Source organism: Pseudomonas sp. DCB_BI (assembly GCF_026240995.1).
Taxonomy (GTDB): Bacteria; Pseudomonadota; Gammaproteobacteria; order Pseudomonadales; family Pseudomonadaceae; genus Aquipseudomonas.
Genome location: NZ_JAPFCG010000002.1, coordinates 16,369 through 30,972, shown reverse-complemented (window position 1 = coordinate 30,972; position 14,604 = coordinate 16,369). Strand labels below are relative to the sequence as shown.

Annotated in this window: 14 protein-coding genes; 4 read left to right on the top strand and 10 right to left on the bottom strand. The window is 61.6% G+C overall.

Annotated features, from left to right (window positions below):
* Positions 1 to 3: 3 nt before the first annotated feature.
* Complete coding sequence (gene pdxH / locus OO258_RS02465) at positions 4 to 651, top strand: pyridoxamine 5'-phosphate oxidase (protein ID WP_110742850.1); 648 nt, start codon at positions 4 to 6, stop codon at positions 649 to 651.
* Positions 652 to 690: 39 nt separating this feature from the next.
* Here pdxH and OO258_RS02460 read toward each other — a convergent pair whose 3' ends face one another.
* Complete coding sequence (locus OO258_RS02460; RefSeq protein WP_110742852.1) at positions 691 to 924, bottom strand: hypothetical protein; 234 nt, start codon at positions 922 to 924, stop codon at positions 691 to 693.
* 148 nt (positions 925 to 1,072) lie between these two features.
* Between OO258_RS02460 and OO258_RS02455 the strand changes: the two genes are divergently transcribed.
* Positions 1,073 to 1,537, top strand: coding sequence for a glycine zipper 2TM domain-containing protein (locus tag OO258_RS02455; RefSeq protein ID WP_009684613.1), 465 nt, complete (start codon positions 1,073 to 1,075; stop codon positions 1,535 to 1,537).
* A gap of 66 nt (positions 1,538 to 1,603) precedes the next feature.
* Here OO258_RS02455 and nhaA read toward each other — a convergent pair whose 3' ends face one another.
* From nhaA to OO258_RS02415, 8 genes are all read right to left on the bottom strand, one after another.
* On the bottom strand, positions 1,604 to 2,797 hold the full coding sequence (gene nhaA, locus OO258_RS02450) for a Na+/H+ antiporter NhaA (RefSeq protein ID WP_266028742.1): 1,194 nt from the start codon (positions 2,795 to 2,797) through the stop codon (positions 1,604 to 1,606).
* Positions 2,798 to 3,075: 278 nt separating this feature from the next.
* The gene (locus tag OO258_RS02445; RefSeq protein ID WP_110742855.1) at positions 3,076 to 4,683 is read right to left on the bottom strand and encodes an NAD(P)/FAD-dependent oxidoreductase; all 1,608 of its coding nucleotides are present in this window, start codon (positions 4,681 to 4,683) and stop codon (positions 3,076 to 3,078) included.
* 103 nt (positions 4,684 to 4,786) lie between these two features.
* Complete coding sequence (locus OO258_RS02440) at positions 4,787 to 5,461, bottom strand: COG3650 family protein (RefSeq protein WP_266028741.1); 675 nt, start codon at positions 5,459 to 5,461, stop codon at positions 4,787 to 4,789.
* 87 nt (positions 5,462 to 5,548) lie between these two features.
* On the bottom strand, positions 5,549 to 6,250 hold the full coding sequence (locus OO258_RS02435) for an ABC transporter ATP-binding protein (RefSeq protein ID WP_003254879.1): 702 nt from the start codon (positions 6,248 to 6,250) through the stop codon (positions 5,549 to 5,551).
* Positions 6,251 to 7,018, bottom strand: coding sequence for a high-affinity branched-chain amino acid ABC transporter ATP-binding protein LivG (livG, locus tag OO258_RS02430; protein ID WP_110742859.1), 768 nt, complete (start codon positions 7,016 to 7,018; stop codon positions 6,251 to 6,253).
* On the bottom strand, positions 7,015 to 8,271 hold the full coding sequence (locus tag OO258_RS02425) for a high-affinity branched-chain amino acid ABC transporter permease LivM (RefSeq protein ID WP_110742860.1): 1,257 nt from the start codon (positions 8,269 to 8,271) through the stop codon (positions 7,015 to 7,017). Before OO258_RS02425 ends, livG begins: the two co-directional genes overlap by 4 nt.
* Positions 8,268 to 9,191 carry a high-affinity branched-chain amino acid ABC transporter permease LivH gene (gene livH, locus OO258_RS02420; RefSeq protein ID WP_008097482.1) on the bottom strand — a complete coding sequence of 308 codons (924 nt, stop codon included), beginning with the start codon at positions 9,189 to 9,191 and terminating at the stop codon, positions 8,268 to 8,270. Before livH ends, OO258_RS02425 begins: the two co-directional genes overlap by 4 nt.
* Before the next feature lie 187 nt (positions 9,192 to 9,378).
* Positions 9,379 to 10,494 (bottom strand): branched-chain amino acid ABC transporter substrate-binding protein, encoded by a 1,116-nt coding sequence (locus OO258_RS02415; RefSeq protein WP_027918931.1) that lies wholly within the window; start codon positions 10,492 to 10,494, stop codon positions 9,379 to 9,381.
* Between the two features lie 359 nt (positions 10,495 to 10,853).
* Here OO258_RS02415 and OO258_RS02410 point away from each other — a divergent pair, with 359 nt between their 5' ends.
* Both OO258_RS02410 and OO258_RS02405 read left to right on the top strand, forming a co-directional pair.
* Positions 10,854 to 11,165 (top strand): DUF2288 domain-containing protein, encoded by a 312-nt coding sequence (locus OO258_RS02410; protein ID WP_266028740.1) that lies wholly within the window; start codon positions 10,854 to 10,856, stop codon positions 11,163 to 11,165.
* A gap of 184 nt (positions 11,166 to 11,349) precedes the next feature.
* Entirely contained in the window at positions 11,350 to 12,237 is an 888-nt protein-coding gene (locus tag OO258_RS02405) for an NAD(P)-dependent oxidoreductase (RefSeq protein ID WP_266028739.1), read from the top strand.
* Here the strand turns inward: OO258_RS02405 and OO258_RS02400 are convergent.
* On the bottom strand, positions 12,137 to 14,398 hold the full coding sequence (locus OO258_RS02400; RefSeq protein WP_266028738.1) for a putative bifunctional diguanylate cyclase/phosphodiesterase: 2,262 nt from the start codon (positions 14,396 to 14,398) through the stop codon (positions 12,137 to 12,139). The two genes, OO258_RS02405 and OO258_RS02400, sit on opposite strands and share 101 nt — an antisense overlap.
* Positions 14,399 to 14,604: the final 206 nt, after the last annotated feature.

The window sequence follows — 14,604 nt, the reverse complement described above, 5'->3', positions numbered from 1 at the left end:
GCAATGACCCAATCCCTGGCCGATATGCGCCGCGACTACACCCGTGATGGCCTGGCTGAAGCCCAGGCCCCGGGGGAGCCCTTCGCACTGTTTCACCAGTGGTTTGCCGATGCGGTGAAAACCGAGCAGGCCCCTGTGGAAGCCAATGCCATGACCCTGGCTACTGTGGACGGCGAAGGCCGCCCACATTGCCGTGTATTGCTGCTGAAGGGGCTCGATGAGCAGGGTTTCACCTTCTTCACCAACTACGAAAGCGCCAAAGGCCAGCAACTGCAGGCCAACCCGTTTGCCGCCATGACCTTCTTCTGGCCGGCGCTGGAGCGCCAGGTTCGGATCGAAGGGCGGGTGGCAAAGGTTTCGGCCAAGGAGTCAGATGATTACTATCAGGTGCGCCCCTTGGGCAGCCGCCTGGGGGCTTGGGCTTCGCCGCAGAGCCGGGTCATTGCCGGGCGTGAAGAGTTGGAGGGCTTGGTCAAGGCAACCGAAGCGCGTTTCTCGGATACTCAGCCGCATTGCCCGGAGCATTGGGGTGGTTACCGTTTGCTGCCTGAGCGTATCGAGTTCTGGCAGGGGCGGGCTAGCCGCCTGCATGACCGTCTGAACTACCGGTTGGTGGATGGGCAATGGCTGCGCGAGCGGCTGGCGCCCTGAGGTTTTGGGGCCGCTTTGCGGCCCCTGCAATGTTCACGCTTACCCCGGATAGCCCGCCGCCTCCCGCTCCAACCACCCCGCCAGTTCCTTGCGCTTTACCCTCTCGACCCGCGCCTGCTCCAGCTTCTGCAGCATGTAGACCCGCTTCTGCGGATCCGCCCCCGCCAGCGACAACGCCTGGTCACGGTCCATCCATCGGCGCATGCGCACATACAGCCACCCGTGGAAATACAACCCTGCAACGGTGGCGACCACGACGATGAAGTAATCCATGGCTATCCTTGGTCTCACATTAAAGGCCCTTGGACACAGCCATGCAGGCTGTACCCCGGCTGAATGAAAACAATTTTATTACGTTTGTACCGTGACAGCCGTCAACGTGCAGCGTCTAATGAGCACCTGACTTATGGAGACTTTACCCATGCGTAAATCCGCTTTGCTGGTGGCGACCTTTACCACCATGTCGCTGCTGCTGGGGGGCTGTGCCTCGAGCCTGACCGGTGACAGCTACTCCCGTGATGAAGCCCGCCGCGTGCAAACCGTACGCATGGGCACCATCGAATCGCTGCGTCCGGTCAAGATCGAGGGTACCAAGACCCCGATCGGCGGTGGTGCTGGCGCCATCGTCGGTGGTGTGGCCGGCAGCGCGGTGGGTGGTGGCCGCGGCAGCATCGTCGCTGCAGTGATCGGTGCGGTGGCCGGTGGCCTGGCCGGTTCCGCTGCCGAGGAAGGCTTGACCCGCACCCAGGGTGTGGAGATCACCGTACGTGAAGACGACGGCAGCATGCGTGCCTATGTGCAGGCGGTGCAGGAAAACGAAATCTTCCGAGTTGGTGACCGTGTGCGCATCATGACTGTCGACGGTACCAGCCGCGTCTCGCACTGACCGTCATGCCGTAAAACAAAACCCCGACATGGCGGCTGCCAGTCGGGGTTTTTTAATGCCTCGCGCTTAACCTGCGGTAGACCTGCGGCTGGCCATGGCGGTGACGGCATAGCCGATAACAGCGGCGAAGAACGAGCCGGTCAGGATGCCCATGCGGTCCATGCCCGCGTAGTCGCTGCTACCCGGTACGAAGGCGAGCGAACCCACGAACAGGCTCATGGTAAAGCCGATGCCACAGAGTATCGCCACCCCGAGCAACTGCCCCCAGCTGGCCCCTGCAGGCAGTGCGGCCAGGCGCAGTTTGACTGCCAGCCAGGTAAGGCCGAATACACCCACCGTCTTGCCCAGCAACAGGCCAGCTGTGATACCCAGCGGCACGGGGTGGGTAAAGCTCTGCACGCTCATGCCCGCCAGCGAAACGCCGGCATTGGCGAAGGCGAACAGCGGCAGGATGGCGTAGGCCACCCAGGGTTGCAGGGCATGTTCAAGGGCCAGTAGTGGTGAAGTTTCGGCGTTGCGCGTTCGCAGCGGGATGCACAGGGCCAGGGCGACACCGGCCAGGGTGGCATGCACGCCGCTCTTGAGCACGCAGACCCACAGGATCAGACCAACCACCATGTAGGGCCCAAGCTTGACCACGCCAAGGCGGTTCATCGCCACCAGCACCACCAGGCAGGCTGCGGCCAACAGCAGCGAGAGGCTGGACAAGGTGCCGGAGTAGAACAGCGCGATGACTATGATCGCCCCCAGATCGTCGATGATCGCCAAGGTCATCAGGAACAGTTTCAGCGATACCGGCACGCGCTTGCCCAGCAAGGCCAATACACCTAGGGCGAAGGCGATGTCGGTAGCGGTAGGGATTGCCCATCCGGCAACGGCGGCAGGGTCGTGACGGTTGATGAACCAGTAGATCAGCGCGGGTACTACCATGCCGCCGACGGCGGCCGAGGCAGGTAGCACGATCTGCGACGGTTTGGACAGGTGGCCATCGACTACCTCGCGCTTGACCTCCAGGCCGATCAGCAGGAAGAACAGGGCCATCAGGCCGTCGTTGATCCACAGCAGCAATGGCTTGGCGATGTTCAGTGCGCCGACCTGGACCGCGACGGGCACGTCGAGCAAGCCACTGTACAGGTAGGACAGTGGCGAATTGTTGATGACCAGTGCCAGCACGGCGGCGGCTATCAGTAGCAGCCCGCTGGCGGCTTCAAGCTGGAAGAAACGGGTGAACAGGCCACGCACGGGCTGTTGGCTCTCCATGAGCAGTTTAAGAATGGTACGGGCGTACACCCTAGCCTGTAGGGATATGCTTTAAAACAAAAACTATATTCGTTTTCGTTATATGTTGTTGCAGACAGGCCTGGAGCAAGCCTAGATGGATTCAGGGAAGGAAGGGGGAGGGGAAGTCTGGAGTCTGGGGTGGGTTTTTCTGATGCCTGCCAGGGCCCTTTCGCGGGCAAACCGCTCCTGCAGTGAGATCACTGTCACGTGCATGAGCGGGTGTACCCGCGAAGAATGCCTGTCTGTCTATGAAACTGTCAGAGCCCGAGCATATCCCGTGCCACCGCCTCGGCAATACGAATGCCATCGACACCTGCCGACAGGATCCCGCCGGCATAACCGGCCCCTTCACCCGCCGGGAACAGCCCCTTGACGTTCAGGCTCTGGTAATCCTCTGCGCGGGTAATCCGCAATGGCGACGAGGTACGCGTCTCGATCCCGGTCAACACCGCGTCATGCAGGTTGTAACCCTTGATCTGCCGATCGAACGCCGGCAGCGCCTCGCGGATCGCCTCAATGGCAAAGTCCGGCAAGCTCGGCGCCAGGTCACCCAAAGTCACGCCCGGCTTGTAGGACGGCTCGACACTGCCCAATGCGGTGGATGGCCGGCCGGCGACAAAGTCGCCTACCAGTTGCGCCGGGGCCTGGTAGTTGCTGCCACCCATCACGTAGGCATGGGCTTCCAGGCGCTCCTGCAGTTCGATACCGGCCAGTGGGCCGCCCGGGTAGTCGCGTTCGGGGTCGATGCCGACGACGATGCCGGAGTTGGCATTGCGCTCGTTACGCGAGTACTGGCTCATGCCGTTGGTAACCACCCGGCCCGGCTCGCTGGTGGCCGCGACCACGGTGCCACCTGGGCACATGCAGAAGCTGTACACCGAGCGTCCGTTCTTGGCGTGATACACCAGCTTGTAATCGGCAGCACCGAGCTTCGGGTGGCCGGCGTACTTGCCCAGGCGTGCCTTGTCGATCAGCGTTTGCGGGTGTTCGATACGGAAGCCTACCGAAAACGGCTTGGCTTCCATGTACACGCCCTTGGCGTGCAGCATGCGGAAGGTGTCGCGGGCGCTATGGCCCAGGGCCAGGACGACGTGACGTGAATGCAGTTGCTCGCCACTTTCCAGGACCACACCCGTCAGTTGGCCATTGTCGATCAGCAGGTCGGTGACCTTCTCCTGAAAGCGCACTTCTGCACCCAGGGCGATCATGTCCTGGCGCATTTGCTCGACCATGCCGGTAAGGCGGAAGGTACCGATGTGCGGCTTGTTGATGTAGAGGATCTCGTCCGGCGCACCGGCCTTGACGAATTCTTCCAGCACCTTGCGGCCGTGGTGTTGCGGGTCCTTGATCTGGCTGTAGAGCTTGCCGTCGGAGAAGGTGCCGGCGCCGCCTTCACCGAACTGCACGTTGGACTCTGGGTTGAGCACGCTTTTGCGCCACAGGCCCCAGGTATCCTTGGTGCGCTGGCGCACTTCCTTGCCGCGTTCGAGGATGATCGGCTTGAAGCCCATTTGTGCCAGCAGCAGGCCCGCAAAGATGCCGCACGGGCCGAAACCGACCACGATCGGACGCTCTTGCAGGTCGGCCGGGGCCTGGCCAACGAACTTGTAGGTAACGTCCGGGGCGGGACCGATGTTGCGATCGTCGGCGAACTTGTCGAGCAGTTCGGCTTCGTTGCTGGCTTCCAGGTCGATGGTGTAGATGAACAGCAGTTCGCTGTTCTTCTTGCGCGCATCGTAGCTGCGCTTGAACAGGTTGAAGCTGAGCAGTTGCTCGTCGCGGATGCCCAGGCGCTGGACAATGGCTTCGCGCAACGCTTCGTCGGGATGGTCCAGGGGCAGCTTCAGTTCGGTGATTCGTAGCATGGCAGGGTCCAGTATCCCGGCCATGGGCGGCCGGCGGCTTTACTCAAACCGCCAAGTATAAGCTGTTAGCCGCCCCGACTGGCAGGATAAAAGCGCCCGGCGATCAGTTGTCGCGCGCGCCACCGTAGTAACCGCAGCCTCGCAGGGTCTGACCGTCGATGCGCAGTTCGGCGCGCAGGTGGTGGACGGCGCCGGTGGCGCTGTCGACGCAGCGTTGCGGGGCCACCCACAGTTCCACGTGCTGGCCGTTGGCTTCGCTGGTCAGGGTCAGGCCGCCGCCGGGCACTTCTTCTTCGAGGAACGGCAAGGGCAGCGGGTCTTTGCCGATGCGGTTGAGCACCATGCCCTTGCCGCTGGCCTTGATGTCCCAGTCCGGTTCATGGCCATTGGCGCGCAGGGTCAGCTGCTTGAAGTTGGGATCGTCGCAAGCACGGGTGGAGGGCTCCAGGCGGTACAGGCGGCTGACTTCCAGCTGGCCGTCGTTGTCGGCCTGCTTGGCGCCAGTGAGGCGACCGCGCACGTCGGCGAACAACTTGGCGTTGGCGTCCTTGGCCAGGTTGGCGGACTCCTGCAGGATGCCGGTGCCGGCGACGTCGTTGATCACGAAGCGGCGTGCTTCGCCGCAGGGCTTGAACAACAGGCGGCCGCCGTTGGCGCTCAGTTCGCCCTGCATGCGCGTGGTGCCGATGTTCGGGTCACGGGGCTGCTCGGCCAGTAACTGGCAGCCAGCGAACAGGGGCAGCAGGGCACTGAGCAGCAGGGTAGGGGTGAGGCGCATGGGGCGGGCTCCGAAAATCTTTGCCAAAGAGCTGGCCACGATACACGTCCTGCGGGCAGAAAAAAGGGCCCGAAGGCCCTTTTTCATTCAACCCCCCAGGTAGGCATCGCGCACCTTCGGGTCGGTCAGCAGTGCCTCACCGGTGCCCTGCATCACTACCCGGCCGTTCTCCAGCACATACGCCCGGTCGGCGATTTTCAGCGCCTGGTTGGCGTTCTGCTCCACCAGGAACACCGTCACACCATCGCGGCGTAGCTGTTCGATGATGTCGAAGATCTGCTGGATGATAATCGGTGCCAGGCCCAGCGAAGGCTCATCGAGCAGCAGCAGCTTGGGCTTGCTCATCAGCGCCCGGCCGATGGCCAGCATCTGCTGCTCACCACCGGACATGGTCCCGCCGCGCTGGATGTAACGCTCTTTCAGGCGCGGGAACAGTTGCAGGACCTTGTCCAGTTGCTCCTGATAGTCGCCCTTGTCGGTGAAGAAACCGCCCATGGCCAGGTTTTCCTCGACGGTCAGGCGAGCGAACACGCGACGGCCTTCCGGCACTACCGCGATGCTCTTGCGCATGATGTGCGATGACGGCTGGCCAACCAGTTCTTCACCCAGGTACTTGATGCTGCCGCTATGCGCCTGCGGCGAACCGCAAAGGGTCATCAGCAAGGTCGACTTGCCGGCACCGTTGGCGCCGATCAGGGTGACGATCTCGCCCTGGTTGATCTCTACGTTGACGCTGTGCAGCGCCTGGATCTTGCCGTAGAAAGTGGAAACGTTTTCAAATTTCAGCATTTACGCTTCCCCCAGGTAGGCTTTGATCACGTCAGGGTTGTCGCGGATCTCTTCCGGCGTGCCGTGGGCCAGGGGGGTACCCTGGTTGATCACCACGATATGGTCGGAGATGCTCATCACCAGCTTCATGTCGTGCTCGATCAGCAGCACGGTGACGTTGTGCGACTCACGCAGGTAGGCGATCAGAGCCTTGAGGTCTTCGGTTTCCTTCGGGTTCAGGCCAGCCGCCGGTTCATCGAGCATGATGATGCGTGGCTGGGTCATCATGCAGCGGGCGATTTCCAGGCGGCGTTGCTGCCCGTAGGCGAGGGTGCCGGCGGTACGGTTGGCGAATTCGGTCAGGTTGACCTTCTCCAGCCAGTACTGCGCGCGTTCCATGGCCTCCTTCTCACTGCGGCGGAAGCCCGGGGTCTTGAACAGGCCGGCGAAGAAGTTGGTGTTGAGGTGGCGGTGCTGGGCGATCAGCAGGTTTTCCAGTGCGGTCATTTCCTTGAACAGGCGCACGTTCTGGAAGGTCCGCACCACGCCCTTGCGGGCGATCTGGTGGCCGGCCAGGCCCTGAATCGGCTGGCCATCGAGCAGGATGGTGCCGCCGCTGGGCTTGTAGAAGCCGGTCAGGCAGTTGAACACGGTGGTCTTGCCGGCGCCGTTCGGGCCGATCAATGCCACCACCTGTTTTTCCTTGACGGTCAGGGCCACGCCGTTGACCGCCAACAAGCCGCCGAAGCGCATGCTCAGGCCGCTGACTTGCAGAATTTCACGGCTCATCGATGCAGCTCCATGTGTGGACGTTGCATAGGCAGCAAGCCTTGCGGACGCCAGATCATCATCAACACCATCAGCGCACCGAACATCAGCATCCGGTATTCGCTGAACTCACGCATCAGCTCGGGCAGCAGGATCATCACGATGGCCGCGAGGATCACGCCCAGTTGTGAGCCCATGCCGCCGAGCACGACGATGGCGAGGATGATCGCCGACTCGATGAAGGTAAACGACTCCGGTGTGACCAGGCCCTGGCGCGCGGCGAAGAAGCTGCCGGCGAAACCGGCGAAGCAGGCACCCAGGGTGAACGCCGAGAGCTTGATCACGGTCGGGTTCAGGCCCAGTGCACGGCAGGCGATCTCGTCTTCACGCAGTGCTTCCCAGGCACGGCCGATCGGCATGCGCAGCAGGCGGTTGATCACGAACAGCGCCAGCAGCGCCAGCAGCAGGGCCACCAGGTAAAGGAAGATGACCTTGTTGATCGAGTTGTACTCCAGCCCGAAGAACTCGTGGAAGGTCTGCATGCCCTCTGCGGCACGACGTTCGAAGGTGAGGCCAAAGAACTCCGGCTTGGGGATGTTGCTGATGCCGTTCGGGCCACCGGTCCAGTCGGTGAGGTTACGCAGGAACAGGCGGATGATCTCGCCGAAGCCGAGGGTCACGATCGCCAGGTAATCACCACGCAGGCGCAGCACCGGGAAGCCAAGCAGGAAACCGAAGGTGGCGGCCATCAGGCCGGCTATCGGCAGGCACACCCAGAAGCTCCAGCCCAGGTAGTGCGAGAGCATGGCGTAGCTGTAGGCGCCGACGGCGTAGAAACCGACGTAACCGAGATCGAGCAGGCCTGCCAGGCCGACCACGATGTTCAGGCCCAGGCCCAGCAACACGTAGATCAGGATCAGCGTGGCAATGTCGACCGCGCCGCGCGAACCGAAGAACGGCCATACCAGTGCCGCGACGATCAGCCCCATGATCACATAGCGCTGGGTTTTCGGCAGGGTCAGGTAGTTGCTGACAGCCGGCGGGATCAGTTTGCGATCCGAACGGCGGCCCATCACCGCGCTCCACTGCTTGTCGAACAGCACGCGCAGGAACATCAGCACCGAACACACGGCGATGATGCTGATGGTGAAGGAGCCCTGGCTGTGCACGACCAGGCTGATGCCGTCGATGCTCAGTTTCAGGCCCAGCACCGGGAAGGCCACGGCCCATACCAGCAAGGCGCTGAAGAACGCCTGTTTGAGATTTCTGTTCATACTTTTTCAACCTCCGGGCGGCCGAGGATGCCGGTCGGCCGGAACAGCAGGACAAGAACCAACAAGCCGAATGCCACCACGTCCTTGTACTGGTCGCCGAAGATATCGGCGCCGAACGCTTCGGCCACGCCCAGCACCAGCCCGCCGAGCATGGCGCCCGGGATGCTGCCGATGCCGCCCAGTACCGCCGCGGTGAAGGCCTTCAGGCCCACCAGGAAACCGGCGTTGGGGTTGATCACCCCGTACTGCATGCTCAGCAGCACGGCCGCTACGGCGGCCAGGGCGGCACCGATGACGAAGGTGAGGGCGATGATGTTGTTGGTGTTGATGCCCAGCAGGTTGGCCATCTTGATGTCCTCGGCGCAGGCGCGGCAGGCGCGGCCCAGGCGGGAGCGGGAGATGAACAGGGTGAGCAGGGTCATGGCGACCAGGGTGACCACGAACACCAGGATCTGCATGTAGCTGATCAGTACTTCTTCAGCACCGCCTGGCCCGAACGAGAAGCTGCCGGGTATCAGGTTGGGGATGGACTTGTCCTTGGAGTCCTGTGAGAGCAAGACCGTGTTCTGCAGGAAAATCGACATGCCGATGGCGGAAATCAGCGGGATCAGACGGTTGCTGTTGCGCAGGGGGCGGTAGGCAACCCGTTCGATGCTGTAGCCATAGGCGCTGGTGACGAAGATCGTCGCGACGAAGGCGACGGTCATCAGGATCGGCAACGAATGGATACCCATCATGGCCAGGCCCGCCAGGGCGATGAAGGCCACGTAGGAACCGATCATGTACACCTCGCCGTGGGCGAAGTTGATCATGCCAATGATGCCGTACACCATCGTGTAGCCGATGGCGATCAAGGCATAGGTGCTGCCGATGGTCAATCCATTAACCAGTTGTTGGAAGAAATGGTAGATCTCAGGCATTACAGCGCTCCTAAAAACCTGATTTGCATTTCGCTGGCGGGGGTAAGGCCAGGAAACCGCGGGTGACGGTTTTAAGATTTTCAGGTGGGCCCGCCCCCGGATCGCGGGGATCAGGCCCATGAACCTCGTAAAACAAAGCCCACTGCTCGCACAGTGGGCTTTTACGGTCAGCTATTTAGTCACGCAGTTACTGAGGGGAGACTTCAGTCTTCGGCTTGCCGAAGTGCCATTCGTAGACCACGAACTTGAAGTCTTTCAGGTCGCCTTTCTCGTCATACGACAGGGTGCCGGTCGGGGTCTTGAAGGAACCGGCGTGGATGGCGGCTGCCACCTTGTCGGTGTCTTCGGACTTGGCCGCTTCGATACCTTTGGCGATCAGCTCCACAGCCGAGTAGGCTGGGAACACGAACGGGCCGCTCGGGTCCTTGCCGTCAGCCTTGATGGCGTCGACGATGGCCTTGTTCTCAGGGTCGGCGTCGAACGACTTCGGCAGGGTGACCAGCAGGCCTTCGGAAGCACCTTGGGCGATCTGCGAGATGGAGTCGTTACCCACGCCTTCCGGGCCCATGAACTTGGCTTTCAGGCCTTTTTCCTGGGCTTGGCGCAGGATCAGGCCCAGCTCTGGGTGGTAGCCGCCGTAGTAGACGAAGTCGACATTGTTTTGCTTGAGCTTCTGGATGATCGAGGAGAAGTCCTTGTCACCGGCGTTCAGGCCTTCGAAGACAGCAACCTTGGTGCCTTTCTTCTCGAGGGTCTGCTTGACCGCGGTGGCGATGCCTTCACCGTACTGCTGCTTGTCGTGCAGAACGGCAACGACCTTCGGCTTGACGTGGTCGGCGATGTAGTTGCCGGCAGCCGGGCCCTGAGCGCTGTCCAGGCCGATGGTGCGGAAGATCAGCTTGTAGCCACGGGCGGTGATTTCCGGCGAAGTGGCGGCCGGGGTGATCATGATCACGCCTTCGTCTTCGTAAATGTCGGACGCAGGCTGGGTGGAGCTGGAGCACAGGTGGCCGATGACGAACTTGACGCCGTCGTTGACCACTTTGTTGGCGACTGCCACGGCCTGTTTAGGGTCGCAGGCGTCGTCGTATTCCTTGGCTTCGAGCATCTTGCCATCGACGCCGCCCTTGGCGTTGATATCCTTGATGGCTTGCTTGGCGCCGATGAACTGCATGTCGCCGTACTGGGTCACGGGACCCGTCTTAGGACCGGCGATGCCGATCTTGATGGTATCGGCGGCAAACGAATGGCTGGCTACCCCGGCCAGTACCATCGCGGCGAACAGCTTGGAAATCTTGATCATAGTGCTCCACTCATTCTGTTGTAATTCTTATAGTCCTGGCGGCCAGGGCTACAGACCGGGCGGGATTTGCGGCGTGGCCATGCCAACGCGCAAGCCCACCTTCCCCCGGAACATGTCCCGGAACTGTACCGGTACAGTGTAGAGCGCTGTTCGCGCGCTTGAAAAGCGGGCAAAAAGTACCTGTTCCGCGGGTTGTCGCATGATCGACACAAAGATACAAAAAGGCGCCATCAATTTGCCTGCATCTTGAGCCCCACCCCACAACTTCGAGGCTAATCGACCAAATTACATATTTGAAACCGGGTTTTTCTGCAAAAATGCCGGCCATTTTTATTGGCCGATTTTTGCGGATACCACCCATGACTGATCAAACAAGCACCCTCTATGCCAAATTGATTGGCGAGACAGCAATCATCGAGTGGAAAGCGCTGGAGCGTTTCTGGGCAAAGGGTGACCTGATTTGGGTCGACCCCAGCCTCGACCTGATCACCGTTGCCGAGGCGATGGCCGAGAATCGCAGCGAGATCTTCGCCAAGTGGCGTAGTGATGGCACTGTTGGACCGGTATCGGCCGAGCAGGCGCTGGACCTGCAAACCCGCGATCCAGAGATCTGGGCCGTGGTGGTTTCGCCGTTCATCGTGATCCAGGTGAAGCGGCCGGCTGAAGCGTGATCTTTTTTTGTGCGCAAAAATGCGCAGTAGCCCCGTTTTGGTGCGCGTAGGCGTTCAAGACGGGTGGAGGTAAGTAACAATTCGGCGTGGCGGTAACAGTTTACGGGATGCGTAATGTGTCCTTGGTCCTACCAGGCCCGCTCGTGGCCAGCCTGGAAATGTTCGAATGAGTCAGGAGTCATCGATGAGTACTGCACTACCTTCGCTTGGATTCGCCGGTATCGGCCTGATGGGCCTGCCCATGTGCCGACGTCTGCTGGCCGCGGGTTATCCGCTGACCGTGTGGAACCGCAGCCCGGACAAGTGCGCTGCGCTGGTCGCCGCCGGCGCGCGCCTGGCCAACAGCCCGGCCGAGCTGTGTCGTGACAGCGACATGGTGCTGCTGTGCCTGGCCGACACCGCAGTGGTGCGCGAAGTAGTGTTTGGTGAGCAAGGCATTGCCCAGGGTGGGCGCAGCGGCCAGTTGCTGATCGATTTCTCCAGCCTCGAACCCACCGCCACCCGTGAAATGGCCGCTGAACTGGCGGTGCTGTGCGGGATGGCTTGGCTGGATGCGCCGGTTTCTGGCGGCACGCCCGGCGCCGAATCTGGCACCCTGGCAATCATGGTCGGCGGCGAAACGGCTGACCTGCAGCGCGCGCACCCGGTTTTGCAGGTGCTTGGCCAGCGGGTGACGCACATGGGCGCAGTGGGTGCCGGCCAGGTCACCAAGGCCTGTAACCAGATGATCGTGGCCTGCAATGCGTTGGTGATTGCCGAAGTGGTGGCACTGGCCGAACAGTCCGGGGTGGACGCGACACTGATCGCCGAAGCGCTTGCCGGCGGTTTTGCCGATTCAAAACCGTTGCAGATCCTTGCGCCACAAATGGCCGAAAGCCGGTTCGAGCCGATCAAGTGGCACGTGCGCACGTTGCTCAAGGACCTCGATGGCGCGGTCAAGTTCTCACGCGAGCAGGGTTCGGCAACACCGCTCAGTGGCCTCGCCGCGCAGTTGATGCGCCTGCACGGTAGCCAGGGTTACCTGCATAAAGATCCGGCGACCCTGGTAGAACTGTATCGCAACAAGGGCTGAGCACAGCATCCTGGCGCAGCCGCTCAAGCAGTGGCTGCAGTTCGCCCATCGGCAGTGGGCGCGCCAGCAGGTAGCCCTGCAGGTAGTCGCAGCCATGGCTTTCAAGAAACGCACGTTGCTCGGGGGTTTCCACACCATCGCTGACCACCTGCAGGTGCAGGGTATGCGCCATGATGATGATCGCCTGGACGATTTCGCGGTCTTTCTGGCTGCCGGGTACGTCCTGCAGGAAAGTGCGGTCGATCTTCAGCACGTCCAGCGGCAGGCGTTTGAGATAGGCGAGGGAGGAGTAGCCGGTGCCGAAATCGTCGATCGACAGAGCCACGCCCAGGGCACGAACGCGCTTGAGCAGGTTGACAGTGCGCTGGATATCACCCATCAGGGCGTTTTCGGTTATCTCCAGCTCCAGCTGGCGCGCCGAGAGCCCGGCATGGAACAGCGCCATCTCCACTTCGTGGGGGAGTTCGTCGTGGCTCAAGGTCACGGCCGAACAATTGACCGTGACCTTGAGCTCGCCATAACCGTGGCGTTGCAGGTAGGCGAGGTCGGCACAGGCGTGGCGCAGCACCCACAGGTCAAGGTCGATGATCAGGCCGTTGGCTTCGGCAATACCGATAAAGCGATCGGGGCCGAGCAGGCCATGCTGCGGGTGCTGCCAGCGCACCAAGGCCTCCAGTTTGGCCACATGCCCATGGCTCAGGTCAAAAATTGGCTGGTAATACACGCACAGCCCGCGTTCTTCCAGCAGGGCCAGGCGCAGCTCTTCTTCCAGTTGCAAGGCAATCGAGGCCCGCGCCTTCAGGCTGTCGTTGAAGAAGTTGAGGCTGTTGCGCCCGTTGTCCTTGGATTGATACAGGGCCAGGTCGGCATGCTTGAGCAGCTCTTCGGCGGTTTTGCCATCGTCCGGGAAAATACTGATGCCGATGCTGGTGGTCATGACCATGCGCCGGCCGCCAAGGTCGATGGGGTCTTTCATGCGTTGCATGATGCGCTGGCCGAGGTGGCGGGCTTCATCACGGTTGTTGAGGCTGGTGACCACGCAGAATTCGTCGCCGCCAAAGCGCGCCACCAGGTCGTGGCTACGGGTGGCGGCCTTGATGTGGTTGGCAATCACCTTGAGCAGCTGGTCTCCGGCGTCGTGGCCGAGGCTGTCATTGATGCGCTTGAAATGGTCGATGTCGAGGAACATTACCGCCAGGCGGCTTTCGCTGGCCTGGTGCTCAGCCAGGCGTTCGGCGAGCACCTGGTTGAAGCCACGGCGGTTGACCAGGTTGGTCAGGGCGTCATAGTGGGCCGCCTGCTGCAGCGAAGCGCGGGCTTGGTCCAGCTGGCTGAGCAGCTCGCTGACCCGGCGCAGGTCGTGGTCCTTGCTTTGCAGCTTTTTGTCCGCCAGTGCGGCACTGATGCTCGCGCCACTGATCAGCAAGGTGATGAAGCCAATGCCCAGCGCCAGTTGGAGGCTGTTGTCGCCAGACGGCAAACGTAGCGCGGTATCGGCCGGAATGACCAAGGTCATGGCCGACATCGCGGTAAAGTGGGTGGCAACGATGCCGCCCGCCATCAGCAGGCTGGCGCCATATTTCATGGCTTGGTACAGGGTACCGCTGCCATTGCGGAAATAGCGGGCCATGCACAGTGCAGCCAGGCTGGTGAGCAGGGCAATGGCGGCGGAGGTCAGTAGCAGCCCGGTCTGGTAGTACTGGCGGGCGCCGGTTTCCATCGCGGCCATGCCGACAAAGTGCATCAGGATGATACCCAGGCCAATCAGTACTGCGCTTTGCACGAAATGCCACCCACGCATCTGCTTGCGTTCGAGGCTGTGCATGGCCAGCCAGGCCACGCCCAGGGCGATAAGCAGCGAAAGGATGGTCAAGGAAACGTCGTAGTGCACTTCCACCGGGGCCTGAAAGGCCAGCATGCTGATGAAATGCATGGCCCAGATGCCACCGGCCAGGCAGCAGGCGCCAAGCATGTTCCATTGTCGGTGTGCGGTGGGGTCGTCGCTGTGAGACTGGCGCTCGGCCATGTCGAGGGTGGCGAAGCAGGCTGCGCAGGCGACGAAATAGGCGAGCAGAACCAGCAGCGGCTCATGCCGACAATCGATGACGATACGCCCGGATGCCGGAAGATCGGCGAACAGTTGCAGCCCCAGCCACTCCATGGAATGCCTCTTGATCGAGTTTTCACTCGTCTGCGCTACAACCCTGTGCAGACTGTCCAGAGGCAGTATAGGAAGAGGTGTTTAAGCCTTCCTGAATAATGGCATATTGATTTCTACCATTTGGTTATCGTTTCAATCGCTGTCAGGAATATTGCTTTCCCTGTGGGAGCGGGCCCCGCGCCCCCACGGGCGGCGGGGCCTGATCT

Coding starts and splice junctions, on each gene's coding strand:
- livG (WP_110742859.1), bottom strand. CDS start 7,018: ATGAGCCGTGAAATTCTGCAAGTCAGCGGCCTGAGCATGCGCTTCGGC.
- OO258_RS02435 (WP_003254879.1), bottom strand. CDS start 6,250: ATGCTGAAATTTGAAAACGTTTCCACTTTCTACGGCAAGATCCAGGCG.
- OO258_RS02445 (WP_110742855.1), bottom strand. CDS start 4,683: ATGCTACGAATCACCGAACTGAAGCTGCCCCTGGACCATCCCGACGAA.
- OO258_RS02455 (WP_009684613.1), top strand. CDS start 1,073: ATGCGTAAATCCGCTTTGCTGGTGGCGACCTTTACCACCATGTCGCTG.
- OO258_RS02440 (WP_266028741.1), bottom strand. CDS start 5,461: ATGCGCCTCACCCCTACCCTGCTGCTCAGTGCCCTGCTGCCCCTGTTC.
- OO258_RS02425 (WP_110742860.1), bottom strand. CDS start 8,271: ATGAACAGAAATCTCAAACAGGCGTTCTTCAGCGCCTTGCTGGTATGG.
- nhaA (WP_266028742.1), bottom strand. CDS start 2,797: ATGGAGAGCCAACAGCCCGTGCGTGGCCTGTTCACCCGTTTCTTCCAG.
- OO258_RS02415 (WP_027918931.1), bottom strand. CDS start 10,494: ATGATCAAGATTTCCAAGCTGTTCGCCGCGATGGTACTGGCCGGGGTA.
- OO258_RS02410 (WP_266028740.1), top strand. CDS start 10,854: ATGACTGATCAAACAAGCACCCTCTATGCCAAATTGATTGGCGAGACA.
- OO258_RS02405 (WP_266028739.1), top strand. CDS start 11,350: ATGAGTACTGCACTACCTTCGCTTGGATTCGCCGGTATCGGCCTGATG.
- livH (WP_008097482.1), bottom strand. CDS start 9,191: ATGCCTGAGATCTACCATTTCTTCCAACAACTGGTTAATGGATTGACC.
- pdxH (WP_110742850.1), top strand. CDS start 4: ATGACCCAATCCCTGGCCGATATGCGCCGCGACTACACCCGTGATGGC.
- OO258_RS02460 (WP_110742852.1), bottom strand. CDS start 924: ATGGATTACTTCATCGTCGTGGTCGCCACCGTTGCAGGGTTGTATTTC.
- OO258_RS02400 (WP_266028738.1), bottom strand. CDS start 14,398: ATGGAGTGGCTGGGGCTGCAACTGTTCGCCGATCTTCCGGCATCCGGG.